Raw genomic sequence first — 13,437 nt, 5'->3', positions numbered from 1 at the left:
GGACGGACTCCCCTGCTTGGAAGCACGCCGCAGCGCGACGGCGTCGGTCTTCCAGCCCCGCCGCACTGCCTTTGGGTCTCATGCACCTTGCTACGGTGCTAGCGACGCCGAGGGTTCGTTCGTCGCGCGAGGGTCAATAGTGCTGAGCTACCACACAATCTCACAGGCGAGATACTCACTCAAGACAATCCGCACTACGATCTCGCCAGGTTGAGCCACGAGGTATCGATAGCGGTCTCGCTGCAGGATACTCCATCCGCTCTCAATATCATATACCTTGTCGCCGCCGACGATGAGATTGATGAACGCCCGGCTGCCGATTTCCGGCCAGCCTGAAGAGTCGGGCGGCGTCTCAAAATGCTCGCGTTGCTCATCCGTAAGAACCTCGAACGGGGCAATGAAGACGTTTGTCGGATCGTCGAGTTGTGGTTCGCTGTACTGGTGCGCAACGTGACCACGAGCAAGTTTGACGACGACGTTTCGCACTCGCTCAGCTTCAGGCTCCCAAATCAATCTGCCCGACTCGTTGGTTTTGCAGCTAGCCGCGATCCGAGCGGCCAGGCCAGACGAATGACGGAGGGAATCAGCGACTTTCTTGCGGCCCACCTTGTCTGGCACGGTTGTTCCGCTGATGACGCAGTCGAGCAGGCAGGCCAGATACTCCTCGTCGATCGCAAATCCGTTGTTGCATTCACTGCATGAAAACACCACCGGCAGATCGTCGGGCAGCGGATCATCGAGGAGCACTTTGGAGGCCGCGTGTTCCCGCGTCGTCGGCGCATCGCCGCAGAACACGCAGAACGCGGCGTGCCGTTGGTCGGCGAAGAGTTGCTTAGGGTCCATCAGTCAACGACACTTGAGAATTGGTCGCGGCGAGTAGTCATTTCTTCCAACGCTCGATCTGTTTCGTCGTAATCAGCGCCATCAAGTGCGAACGCAATCGCTGCGGGGAAGTTCCCCCACGCAACAAGACGCCAAGCTCCATATTGCGCTCGAATGCGGCTGACGTGAGATTCGCGCTGGTGATGAACGCGACTTCCCCGTCTGCGACCGCACACTTGGCGTGGACTGCCGCAGAAAGAGCATCGCCTTGGGGCCGTTTCGTTTCAGAGCCCCAGACATAGATCGTCGCTTCGGGAACCGAGACCGCCATCGTCTGAACGCTGTCGCCTCGAATCGTCCCGCCGTGCTCGGTGGACGACTCCAGGAGCAGGTTCACTTGAACGCCTTTCGCGGTCGCTCTGTTGAGCGCGTCGACGATGGAGGTCGCCTTGTAGAACACATAGCTGACAAGAAAGAGATGCGATTTCGCGATATCGATCACTTCCAGAATGACCTGTTCCGTATTTCGCGTGGGAATGAGACTTGTTTTTGGGCCGGACCAAACCAATTCTACCGAATCGCCCGATGAAACCAACTCCGCCGCCCGAGCCGCTGCATGGAAGGCTGCCGCGATTTCACTTGGCGAAATCTTCGGAAACGCCGACCAGCTTGATCGCAGCGCCTTGATCCGATCTTCATTTGCGTTCGGACCGAAGGCGTGCCGGATGCCCATGAGGTCATCTTGCGAGTCGATATTAGCGATGGCTTCCGCAATCGCATCGACGCGATCCCTATGCAACTCAGCTGCAAGGCCTGCGACGGCCGCCCAAAGGTCATTCATCGCCTGCGGCCTCGTCAGTGAAGAATGCCGCACTAGCGCTATCGAACGTCGGGATCAGCAGCGCTCTATCTAGGTATCTGTTGCCTCGCTCGCATGAGGTTTCTGCCACGAAAGCGCACGCATGACACGAGGCTGCGTGCAGGCTTCGGTCCTGTTCGGGTCTGTGTTCAGAACAAAGTGGGTCAGATGAGCAGATGGTCGCACGATGGAGTGCTTGTTCAATCAACCTGCCAAGATTCTCCGGTTTCCCGAGTTCAATCAACCCGCCGAGCGTTCCGTCAGAATCAGCCGCAGCGGTATAAAGCAATACTCCGGCCATCGGACCGTCGCCATCAAGGTTTGCATAGATTCTTTCGCGGATACTGGCTGCGTTATAACCGCATTCGAGCGATAGTTCGCGGATGAGCAAGTGCGAGAATGTGTGCAACATGGCATAACGAATTCCGGGAAATCCCTTCGACGGGTCAAGTTGTCGTGCATTACGCCAGCCTACGTGCCCCGACCTTAACATGTCGTCTCTCACCACAACTTCAGCTCTCGCTTCCCATTGTGCGACCTCATGTTCAGCAAAGCGCAGAAAAATCCCCTCGCCATGGACTTCAGTCGCAGGAATCCAATCGGGAACTCCTCTACACAGATCCGCCATGGGCGGGCGATCGTCGGGATCATCGGTTTCTTCAGGAGCTTCCACTCGTGTATAGCCAATTAAGGCATTCACTTCACGGAGTCGCTTCAAGAGTAACACTTCAGGGATAAGTGTTTGGTACTTCGACGGTGCGCCCACTCTTTCACTCAGAAAGTGAGGCCAATCCGTTGGTGGATTCGGCTGAGTCAGCACTTTCCACTCGGGTCTTTTGATGTCGTCGGTGCCAACAGCATCGGCCTCGGCTGCACCGGATTTCCGCTTGTCGATCGCGTTCCAAAGGTCTTTCGCACTAAAGCGTTCGATCCCCGGTAATAGGCCGCCATCTTTAAGAGTATCTTTAATGATTTCAACGTGCTCTTCTGACTTCGCCTTCTCGAAGTACTTCCAGCCGTCTCCGACTATTTGGCTCAGTGAGTTTCCAGTATGCGGAATTGCCAATACCGACAAAGTTATCGGAAACCAACTGTTGGTCGCACCAAGGAGGACTGCTCTGGCGGGTTGATCGCAGTTCTCGTTGTACACGTCAAGATGAGGATGCCGTCCGCGACAGGCTGGGATGTTGTCCTTAGCTTTGTCGCCGAATGCATGGACTAGCGATCGTGCAGATCCGCACGTATCGCACTTCACCCACAGATTCTCGGTTTGAAGTGAAGCTCCTCGTTCGAAGAATCGGAGTGTTCCTTTGCAGCTCGACGATCCTGCATGTACGAACCAGTGCCACGGAAAGTCGTCGAGATGGCCATTGCGACATGCAAGCAAGAAGCGGGCGGGAACTGCATCAGAATGAGACCCCTTTTCGCAACTCGTGTGGATGAAATGAGTTTGATCCGGTCGGTAAGGATTCTCTTTGATGGTGAACAATCCCGAATCGAATTCAGCTAATAGGCCGCAGCGCACGCACCGAAGCCATCGTGGAAACGGCCTAACGGGAACACCGATCTTTCCTTCAGGTGTAAACGGACTCGCATTTTCATCTTTGATAATCGGTGGCATACGTAGACGTTCGACCTGCTGGCCAAGGACTCTTCGAACAGCCTCAAGTAGCCTTGCCTCCTCGATGGGAGGACAGCGATCAATCTCCCAGCGATCCAGGCCCATAGTCACTACGGATAGGTTTGGCAAATCGACGAGGGCACCTGGGCCGTATGTCCAAAGGAGTTGGCTCGGTCGAACGTCCCCAACGACAAGTGTGTTACTCAAGCCGCACCTCCCTGACCGTCTTCACCAATTCGTGGACGCCAGGGCGGCCCTTCGGGCAGGCTGTCGACTATCATGATCAGCCGCACACCGGGTTCGACTTCGCGCAAAGACATCGGCACGGTGAAATGATCCCATGCCTGGTGCCCAGGCTTCTTGAGCAGAGCAGCGACATCGTCTTCGCCTATCTTACGCTTCTTGCCAGCCTCGTAGCCGAGTCGACGTCCACCTCGCGTAGCTTCCTTTATCCAATCGTCGCAACGCTCCTCGACCATATCTTCGGTGAGTTGCTGAATCGCCTTCTGGTCCGACACTTGCCAACCACGATTAGAAAGGACTTTCTTTGCTTGCGTTACCTCTGGGCGAGTTGCGCTATCCATGCGTTCCGCACCGAGATTCGGGTTGTAGTCGTCATTGAGTAACCGCAACCAACTCACCATTGTCCCAGTAAGGCCGCGATCCAATGCCCTCGGAGCGAAAGGCGTGACGGACTGTGCTTCTACATGCTTGTAGAACGTAGCGTGGTAGTGCTCAAAAGTCTCGAAGTGGCTCAGGTCGCGTGGTCGGGTCCAAGTCAGTACTGTGCAAACCAGGCCGGGGAACGAGCGACCCACTCGGCTAGTCGCTTGGATATACTCCGCCGTGCTTTTTGGCTGACCATTGACTGCCATCAATCCCAAGCGATTTACATCAACGCCGACCGAAAGCATATTGGTCGCTAGGACAACATCGACGCCTTGGGCCTCTCCCTTTATCCACTTGACAACGTATGCCTTCTTTTCGGAATCCCATTCGCCACTGAATGTGACTTCCAGCTGATCAAGCTTGGCCGGAATGTCCTTGCTGGAAACGCGGGAAGTTAGTTCATCGACGTTCTTTACGCTCCGTTGTGCTAAACCAGGCCGGGCGACCCGACTCATTTGCACACGGTAAGCACGAGTCTGAACATCGTCTTCGGCCAATCGACGCATACCGCCGAGTTCACGCAACGAATTGAAGTATCCCACGGTTGTCATCCACGGATCGGCTGCCGCACCAAATCGCTCGAACAAGGACTGTGCCGCCGTCAGCAAGGCAGTATAGAGTCGAATCAGTACGGCAGGTCGGGCACTGCCTGGAGCACAAATACCCATGTACATTCGCCCCGGCTTTTCTTCGATCGGCCTTTGGCTGGAAAAGAAATTATCTTCGACATCAAGTCCATGAGGTGGAAAAACAGCGACTCGCCTAAGGAAAACGTTGTTAACTTGTTCGGCAGCTTTGCGGACCGTTGCAGTCGATGCAATGACTTTGGGGCGGATAGCCATCCCATCAAGATTCCATGTCGCAAGCTCATCGACTGCTGTTTCATAAAGCCCCACCATTGTTCCCAAAGGCCCGCTAATAAGATGAAACTCGTCCTGGATGATCAAGTCGGGGGGGCGAATCGGGGTGATGTCGATCGGTTTAACTGCTGGCAGCATGCCTCGCTTCTGGTGTTGTCCACTGCATTCCGCCCCTGGCCAGAGCAATCCGTGACGAGGACACTCTTTGGTCGCTCTTCCGAACAGCGTTCGTACCTGCCCCCGCCAAGCCATCATGGCAAATTTATCGACAGTGGCAATCAACATGCTGGGAGGCCGTCGATATAGTTCATCATCAACAACCAGCACCGGAAGACCGTGCTCTTTCGACTTCGCACGACTGAAATCGCAACGTCCCATTTTGTCGCCACAGTAGATCATCGTACGGCCTTCTCCCGAGCCGAATCGCGAAACGTGGATATCGCGTCCCGGAGCTATTTCGGAACCGCACCAGGGACAACTGGTCAGCTGCGCAGGGCTCGAACTCATGGGCCGCTTGCCAGTTCGTTCGGCCTCGATGGAATCATGGCTCTGTTCTGTGTCGTTTGGAGTGACCTTCATGCCGACCCAGAGGCCGAGGCTGAACGGCGTTGTTCCCCATGTCTTCTCGTCCTTCCGTCGAAGCACTTCCATCGCACAAATCAGTGTCGATGCACGTTGGAACTGTTGGAGTGTCAACAATCGAAGTGTATATCGCATGATAACAGCGAGTCCGCGAGTGCCATCAAGACCGCCGAGATTTCCTTGAAGGCGACGCATTGCCATGGTAAACGTCGCAACCCCCAAATAGGCTTCTGTTTTCCCGCCGCCTGTCGGAAACCATAGCAGGTCAGCGAAGGCATCTAGTGGCTTCGTCCGATCTTTGTGTTTGGGATCGACCAAAGCTGGAATCGACAAGAGAATGAAAGCCAACTGGAATGGACGCCATGAACGATTGCGGCGGACATTTAATGATTCGATTTTGACTTCTTCTTTTCTGCGGCGTTGCAGGGCATAGATACTGCGAATGCGTTGAGTCGCCATCGAGCGATTCGCGAAGCGGAACGCCTGCAATGCATTCTGATTCGATTCAATCGCCAATATGCCCTCCCGAAGACGTATCAAAATCTCCCCGCATCGATCCATGGCTTGTGTCGCAGCATCGTCATAACCGACGACATCTGCACCGATTCGTGCACGCTGCTCCGATATCCACGCTTCATAGTCGTTGGTCAAAATCGATAGCGCTTCGACAAGCTTGCCCGGTTCGAGTTCTGCAAGGGTTTCCATGTCGAGGAAACCCTCCTCGACCATGCGTCGCATCGCCGGGCGGTCTTCTGGATTCAGTCCGGGAGTCTCAGTGACGGCCACCTCATATTGCGGCAGAAAGACAGTTCGGATCTCGGTGGCCCTTTCGACATCGGCCACCGAGGGGAGCGCTCGCACAGAGACGCTGTGACCGACAGCGAATTCGACCCGTCTACGGTAAATCATTTCCAGAGATTCCCGCTCTTGGTCGTGTCCATTACTCTCCAGCACCGGACGACGGCGAAAGATAGCTTCGCCCTTGGGAGACCGAACGATTAGTTCAGGCTGGAAAACCCATGCTTGATCTTGATTCGAGTCCGGCATCGGTTGGTTGTTGATCAGAAAGACCGTGACCAAGCGATCCCCTGATGGCAACGGAGGACGAACCGTTCCTTGGATCGCCACTTGCGGACAATTCGCATCCGGGGCAGTTGGCTTAATCAGTCCATCAAACATTGGCAGCGAGATACGACCCCCAGATGGAATGCGTTTCCAGGCTCGCATAGGGTTCCCGTTCTCGTTGAACTGCTCTTCACTTTCCGTGCGTTCGTAACGTCCCCAACGGACTTCGAGTTCGAGCGAATCTACAGCTCCATCGACACAGAAAGTGAATCCGAATGAGGAAGGCACGAACGATTGGTTCTTCGATGCGTCGATCGCTTCGCTATTGTCATCGTCGGGGTCGCTGGCTCCGCCCGTGGTCGGAAACTCTTCTCCTGGCAAGCGGCGTCGTCCGCCTTTACTTCTTCCCTCCCCTACTTCCGCGAATGGTTCCAGGTCCGTCGGCGTACCCTCCGCAGGAGCATCTTGCGAAAGTGGGCCCTTTAAGCCCTCTATGTCGCCATCTTCCCGCGTTTGCGGTGACAGTTTTCCGACAAGATACCGATCGCGTACGCTCATGCCAACGATCTCTTCCTCTGGACCGCAGGCCGGACCGAGCAAATCGTCGATGGTGGCGAGCTGAAGTAATTGGCGGAGGTATGCCTGCTCTTCCGGCATCTTTCCATTGAAGACGGGTAACTCGTCGAATGGGATGCCCGTCGTGCTGCTCAGTATTTGCTCGAACTTAGACCAATCCAAACGGGAAATATTTCGATCAGCAGCCAGTTCGATGCCGAACTCCGTCAACGGCCTTCCCGGTAAAATCGCCGAATGGCCATCGAAGTAAATACAGGTTCCTTCCGCTTCGGCACGGGTGCGATAGACGCGAGCGCTGCCCACGACCTGGAAACCATCGTGGGAAACAAGGCAAACCGCGTCGCCAATCTCGACGCCGCGAAGCAAGCTCGGAGAGCTGTCCAGATATTGCGAAAACAGAGGCCCAGCCTCTACCGACGTTGCTCGAAGCAACCAAGCAGTTGAATTCCTTTGTTCTGGAAGCTTCTGATCCATTACTTCTTCTTCCTAATTGAAACGAGCGTACCTAAACGCTGCTTATTCGCGGCCCTGTTTTTCTTGGCATAACCGAGCTTCTCGCAAATGGCTTCGATCTTTTGACAAAATACATCGGCATTAACCGGCGTCATCCAAAGATCCCCTTTGTCGTCACGATTTGTGCTTTGCCACTGCTTGGAGTCGTCGAGCGGATGTTCCGGCCTGAAAGGATGGAGGTTGAATATCTTGTTGTCGACCTGGGTGATCCATGCCGCTCCGACTTCAGTGATCGCACCCCACGATTGCTTCGTATTTGTACTCGTCAAGAACACCACGAAGATCTTTTGCGTGGAATAGCTGTCTACGAAGAAGTCCCGGAGGTATCCATACACCGGCTCATCCTCGGGTATCCGCGAGAGCTCATCATCGCAGTTCGTGTAGAGAATGTCCTCGGCCGGAACGCCATTGAACAGAAGCATCTGATAGACGATGTCTGCGAACGGCTTGTCGCCATATGTCTGGCTGATCAGAATTCGTTTCTTCAGAGAATCGACTCTCTGTTTTAATCCGATGCTCGGTTGATTTGTGTTGATGACTTCGGATATTACTTGCTGAATCTTCGACTGTGTAGCTCCAGTCAATTTAGCCAGGCGCTTCGCCGTCGTTTCGGCCACTTTACGACGGAACTTATCTGCCTCTGCCCGAAGGGCTGCTTCCATTCGCCGCTGTTCTTCGAGCTTCTTCTTTTTTTTCTGCTCGTTGCCGATGTCGGCGAACAGATCACGCATACGAAGAACATCGTTCAGGAGCGTCTTCCTGACGTAATCCAGAACAGCCTCGTACCTCGGATCATCTGACTTGTAGCCCTGGCGGTTGCTCAAGGCCATATCAGGTAGTTCGGTAAGCTCGAAGAGATCAACGTGAAGTTGCCCGACGACGTAGACTTCGTTTAGTTTATTCTGCCCCACAGACGGCAGGATGTTGAACTCACCCATCTTCTTATTCGCGTAGAGAGAGATGAAGTTGTCGGGGAAGTCGGTTATCTCCGCCTTCCGGCCTCGCGTCGTCTTGTACGCGCCGATCCACCCCTCTATCGTGAGTGAGTATTCGTGCTCCTCATCATGCGTGTCTCTCATCCTGACTGGAATCGTGACAGCTTTTCGTTCTTGTACAAGGTCTTTTCGTCGCTTGGGGTAGTCGCTTTCGACAAGTCCGCTCAGCGACTTGAATTCGTCTCCGAGCGTTATCAGCACGGCAAGCTCCTTCATCACGTTAGCATCGAACGAGTCGATTACAATCTTCTCTTTCTCCCTGAAGACGTGAATCCTGAAATGGCGACCGACCAAAGGGAATATTTTCAGCAGATTTCGTTTGACCGCATCCAGCGATTTATGGAGACGGTATTGCGGCTTCCGCATGACAACTGCCGAGCCGTGCTTCTTGACGTGCTCGAATTTGATCTTCTTGTTCGGAATCGGCTCAAGCAGGTTTCCATGTGGTGGACGGCGGGACAAGACGAACCCGGACAATTCATTGTCCGCTTTCGTCATGATGTCCACGTTCTCGGATACGGAGAGGGCAGCGAGTTTGCCGACCCCTTTTCGGCCCATACGACGGCGCTTGCCAGATCGCGTGAGTGATTCTTGTTCCGTGTCCCGTGTTGCGCCACCGACGTTCAGGTATCTTGCGACATCGCCATCTTCGTAGGACATTCCGTGACCGTCGTCCTCGACCGTGATGTCATCCTTGTTAGAAGTGATATAGACGTTCTTCGCGTCCGCGTCGTACGCATTCGCGATCAGCTCGGCGAGCACGTAATAGATGTTCGTGTATAGGCTCGGCCCAAGCAATTCGAGAATGCGCGGGTCGATCTCCAGCTTGTATTCCTTCGACTTGCCCCGAGCCATCAGGCATCCTCCACTTCGAATAAGTCAGGTTGCTTGCTTCTCTTGCTCGCCTTCTTCTTGCCTGAGGTCTTGCTGTGCAGGCCCTGGCGCACCTCTTCCTCGTATCGCTCGTGATTCAGCCTGAGGAGGCGCTGAAGAACTTCCCGGCGAGCAGGTTCTCCGATGGAGAAGCGGATGCGCTGCTTGGTTTCGTGGAAACCGTGGCCTAGATCAAGGTCGTCCCAACCGTAGGCAGCGGCGACCGCCTGATCCATCTCCACATGCAGTTCCCGGAGCTTCTGGATGTCGACGGATGATTCGTAGCGGTCGTGAAAGCGATTATAGGTTTTCGTCAGCCCTTCCTCGCGAGATAGCATGATCCGACCGCGGTGCTCATAATAGCGCTCTCCGGTAGCTGTCATTGCCTCCGTGGTTGCTGGAAAAGCAAATGTCTCAAAGCAGTCAGTCGGTGTATATCGCACGTCTGTCCGCATGCTGGATGCGTATTCAGTAAGCCATTCCGTGTGAAATGCCGATTGAAGCAAAGCGAACTGTGAGTAGCAGTCCCATGCAAAGACCACAGTGGCATCCGAAAAGACGATTCCGTTTTGAACGAATGCGATCGAGTTGATATTGCTGACTCGCGATCGTACCAAGACCCATTCCATACCAGCAGACGTGGAAGCCAAATCTGGTCGAGAACGCCAGAATTGCCACCATGGAGCTGCTGCTACTTCCCCGCCTTTGGCCGACCTCTCGGATCGCACACGCTCAGAGAGGATCGACAGGCACTCTGGATAGTCTGCGGCTACCGGACCTGTGTAGTTCGGTGGAGCGGTTTGTCGGTTGAGCGGCCAATCAAAAAAGTTGATGACCCATCGATCTGACTGATGAGTTGGAGAAGAATTAAGGTCAGCACCGTTCAGGTACGGTAAAACCACATCTTTGTTGTGCTTGTTTGACAGAAGTGTCCTTGCCTCCTGTTCGTCGAGGAGAAACCCCTTACCAAGAACAACACACCCCTGAAACGCGATTCCCATTGAGTTTTGCAATCGGAACGGCTTGCCAGTAACAGCCCCCGGTTCCGTGAGCATGGAAGTAATGCCACCTACCGATTTGTCATCGAGAATGAAGGTGCCCTTCCAAGGCTTGCGCGTCACCCATACATGCGAGACTTCTACAGTCGCATTTCCGGGCCACTGCCGAGATCGCACCGCTCGTGGAATCGAGGCTCCTGAGGCTAGAAGTGCATCCAACCCTACTTCTCTCGTATCGCCTTGTGCGATTGTATTTGTCGCTAACAGGCCGAATCCACCAAATGGGTTGGAGAGTACGAACGATCTAAGGAAGAAAAAGGCACAAAGATCGGCGTTTGCGCTACAGCCTGAAGACGTGAGCCACAGCAGCACTTGCTCTCCGAGCGTACTACGAATTCTCCGTCCACCAGCAAATGGCGGGTTTCCCACGAACGCGTCGAACCCGCCCCGCTTCACGATTACCTCAGGGAACTCCAACGGCCAGTGGAACATCTTCTGGCCGTGTCGTTCCTGGACGGCGACTTTCTTGAACTCCTCGGTCGGCCCTTTTTCGACGTAGTAGCCAGACTTCACCGCCGCATGGCGGCTTCGTTCTTGCTTGTCTGCATTGCCTTCACCCCAGAATTCGGCGGAAACAAGCAAGTCGGCTGCACATCTTAGCCGGGCGACTTTCTCTTCCGCTTCTTCCAGCAGGCGTTCCTGGGCTTCGACATCGGCGACCGTGTTTGCGGGCGTCCCCTCCAATCGCAATCGCAACGCGATCGCGTCGTCCACGGCGGTATTTAACGGACCTTTGAACAGGACGGGATGCTCTGCATCAGGCTTCAAACTGTAGAAACGCAGTTGTTCCAGGTCATGCAAACCGATGAGAGAATCACCGCAACGCAACGCGTGATCGAGAAAGTTGAAGGGCTTGTTCTTGGCGAGCGTTACCAACCAGATCGAAAGTTTTGCTAACTCGACGGCCAGATGGTTGACATCCACTCCATAAAGGCAAGACTGAGCGACGAGGCGCCGAGCGATGAGCAGTCGATCATCGAGATTCTTCGGTAGCGCCTCGTGCTCATCGGACGAAGTGCGAGCGATGCCATCGATTCCAACAGCTAGCCCCTCCGTTTCTTCGATCGTCCAGGCTTCGACCAGCCTCTGGCTCAAATATCGACACGCTTCGACGAGGAACGCTCCCGATCCGCACGCCATGTCGCAGACATTCAGAGCGAGAATGTCGGCGGAGGATTTCAGCTTCCATTCCTCCTGCGGGTGGCCTTCCGATGGGCCGACGTAAACCAGCGGTTCCAGTGTGTACCGAGCGATCGGCTCGGTAAGTGATCGAGGCGTGTAGTGGGTTCCCGATGAACGGCGATCGGTTCCTTTCACGATGGCAAATGAGGCTTTCTGATAGACCAGCAAACTGCCCCAGCTATCGGAACGAATCAATTCGCCGAACGGGAGCAACCGCCGAGCAAACTGTTCGTCACCATTACAGGATTGAACCAGGGCAACGAACAATGCTGGACTCTCCTCGGCACGGATCGCTTTACGCAATGCGGGCAACGATCGTCCGGTAATCTCCTTCAAGTGATCCAGCAGGAAGGTCTCGTCTTTGGTTGCGAGCGATTCCAATTCGGAAAGAGTGATCTGAGGATTCGGCAGCTTCTTCGTACCGATCAATCCGAGCGTGATTTCAGGAACTCGTGCTGCGGTGAATTCGAGCAATCCCTCGTAAACATGGCCGATCTGTTCGACATCCAAAGCCCGATACGAGAGTAGTAGGGCACCGCCTCGCTGTTCGAGGATTTGCAAGGCGGTCATCAACAGCAGGACTGTCCGATTATCGATTGGAAGTGGAACCGCTGGCTGCTCACGCCACTTCGTTCCTTGTGGACGCCCTTCCAGGAACGGAAATCGGTCCGGGTCGAATAGAGAGCCTCCCAACGCTGGCAGCCGCAAGGCTTCGTGCTCCACACCTCCGTAGATGGCTCGGAAGGTGGCGAGCAGCCGCGACCAGGCATCGTGCCGCCGTTCCAGCACTTCGAGTCCGTACTGGTCCGCATCTTCTCGCAGCTTCGCACGCAGCGTCGAGACCGCATAATGCTGATCGTAAACCGGATCGCCGAGCAAAAGCAGGCCGCGTTCCTCAGCCGACAGGATGAAGACCAGCCGCATCATGACGGTGAGACCCGCTTCGTAAAGTTCGGCAGGTGCGACTTCCTTCAATAATTCCCCGTTCCGATCCTGATCCGCACGACCGAGAGATTGGATGAGCACTTCGACGGCACTACGAACCTGTTCACCGAGTGTGTTGGTGACTTCTTCCTGGAACTCTAGCGAGCGTTCCAGAAGACGCGGCAGCGTGTCTTCCTCCGGGCCGAAACAGCGCCGTACACCCAGGAGCGATTGAAACGCTTTGAGGGTGACCGGTTCTTGCCACCAGAGTCGGGCATACCACGACGCATAGCCCGATGTCTCGCCGATCGGTGCATTGACAAGCATCCATTGCTGGCCGTTGGTGATCAAACCGATACGACATTCGTTGGCACGACAGAGGAGCGTCATCCGTTCGGCGGGAGAAGCGGGCCAACTTTCTTTCGGCAGTGGATTATCCAGATTCGTTCCTGGCGGATGAACGGTAATCAGCAGTCGGAGCGAGCCATCCCCGGAACGAACAGCAAAGTCGGGCGAATACTCGACGCCCTGCTCAGGAGAATGATAAACGACTCGCTCAGGAAGCTGATCTTTGGACGACAGCGATTCGCTTTCATACTCAAGCCCCTCCTGCAAAACCATCCGCACCCATGCGTCGTGGAGTTCATCAAGGTGTGGGTCGTTCTCGTCGATCGCATCCTGCCATTCCTCGTAGGCGGCCCGCAGTCGTTGCCGACGCGGAGTCTCGATCTTGTCCAGTCCCTGTGGGAATGCATCTTCCAGAACTGTTCCCGCCAGAAATGGTCCAGACACATCGACAAGCGAGAGCCATGCAATCGGTTCGGGCGTTCGTGCCATG

6 protein-coding genes are annotated in these 13,437 nt (G+C 54.9%); all 6 read right to left on the bottom strand.

The genetic code is table 11. The features are described from left to right. Window positions 1–147: 147 nt before the first annotated feature. From RIC11_RS14965 to RIC11_RS14940, 6 genes are read right to left on the bottom strand one after another with little or no spacing between them, the layout of a single operon-like run. A complete protein-coding gene (locus tag RIC11_RS14965) occupies window positions 148–843 on the bottom strand; it encodes a hypothetical protein (RefSeq protein ID WP_350212690.1) in 696 nt (231 codons plus the stop codon). Window positions 844–880: 37 nt separating this feature from the next. After that, complete coding sequence (drmC, locus tag RIC11_RS14960) at window positions 881–1,663, bottom strand: DISARM system phospholipase D-like protein DrmC (protein WP_350212688.1); 783 nt, start codon at window positions 1,661–1,663, stop codon at window positions 881–883. Then, the gene (gene drmB, locus RIC11_RS14955) at window positions 1,656–3,509 is read right to left on the bottom strand and encodes a DrmB family protein (RefSeq protein WP_350212686.1); all 1,854 of its coding nucleotides are present in this window, start codon (window positions 3,507–3,509) and stop codon (window positions 1,656–1,658) included. The genes drmC and drmB overlap by 8 nt, the downstream gene beginning before the upstream one ends. Continuing rightward, window positions 3,506–7,528, bottom strand: coding sequence for a DISARM system helicase DrmA (gene drmA, locus RIC11_RS14950; RefSeq protein WP_350212684.1), 4,023 nt, complete (start codon window positions 7,526–7,528; stop codon window positions 3,506–3,508). Before drmA ends, drmB begins: the two co-directional genes overlap by 4 nt. After that, complete coding sequence (locus RIC11_RS14945; RefSeq protein ID WP_350212682.1) at window positions 7,528–9,417, bottom strand: ATP-binding protein; 1,890 nt, start codon at window positions 9,415–9,417, stop codon at window positions 7,528–7,530. Before RIC11_RS14945 ends, drmA begins: the two co-directional genes overlap by 1 nt. Further along, entirely contained in the window at window positions 9,417–13,436 is a 4,020-nt protein-coding gene (locus RIC11_RS14940; protein ID WP_350212680.1) for an Eco57I restriction-modification methylase domain-containing protein, read from the bottom strand. Before RIC11_RS14940 ends, RIC11_RS14945 begins: the two co-directional genes overlap by 1 nt. Between the last annotated feature and the right edge of the window lies 1 nt (window position 13,437).

Source organism: Botrimarina sp. (assembly GCF_040219535.1).
Taxonomy (GTDB): Bacteria; Planctomycetota; Planctomycetia; order Pirellulales; family Lacipirellulaceae; genus Botrimarina.
Note: the sequence above shows the minus strand (reverse complement) of the source record. Positions and strands in the feature narration are given on the sequence as shown.

Coding starts and splice junctions, on each gene's coding strand:
- drmA (WP_350212684.1), bottom strand. CDS start 7,528: ATGGATCAGAAGCTTCCAGAACAAAGGAATTCAACTGCTTGGTTGCTT.
- drmC (WP_350212688.1), bottom strand. CDS start 1,663: ATGAATGACCTTTGGGCGGCCGTCGCAGGCCTTGCAGCTGAGTTGCAT.
- RIC11_RS14965 (WP_350212690.1), bottom strand. CDS start 843: ATGGACCCTAAGCAACTCTTCGCCGACCAACGGCACGCCGCGTTCTGC.
- RIC11_RS14940 (WP_350212680.1), bottom strand. CDS start 13,436: ATGGCACGAACGCCCGAACCGATTGCATGGCTCTCGCTTGTCGATGTG.
- RIC11_RS14945 (WP_350212682.1), bottom strand. CDS start 9,417: ATGGCTCGGGGCAAGTCGAAGGAATACAAGCTGGAGATCGACCCGCGC.